Genomic DNA, 286 nt, shown 5'->3' with positions numbered 1-286 from the left:
GCCCCGTGCCCGACGCCGCTGATCGTGGGTGGGCGGCTCTGGCGGGTGTATTTCTCGGTTCGGGATCCGGAGAACCGCTCGCGGATCCTGTTCGTCGATCTCGATCCGCTGGACGACATGCGGGTGCTGTACCAGAGCACCGCGCCGCTGCTGGAGCTGGGCGCGCCGGGGCTGTTCGACAGTGCGGGGCAGGGGGCGAGCCTGGCGGTGCGGCGCGACGGGGCGGTGTGGCTCTATTACCTCGGGATGCATCTGCGGCGCGATGTGCCCTACGGCCTGGCGATCG

1 pseudogene is annotated in these 286 nt (G+C 70.6%); it reads left to right on the top strand.

Features of this window, described 5'->3' with window-relative positions:
• Positions 1 to 286: pseudogene (locus E0702_RS19230) on the top strand (hypothetical protein); the annotation flags it as partial.

Source organism: Halomonas marinisediminis (assembly GCF_004347715.1).
Classification (GTDB): Bacteria; Pseudomonadota; Gammaproteobacteria; order Pseudomonadales; family Halomonadaceae; genus Halomonas; species Halomonas icarae.
Note: the sequence above shows the minus strand (reverse complement) of the source record. Positions and strands in the feature narration are given on the sequence as shown.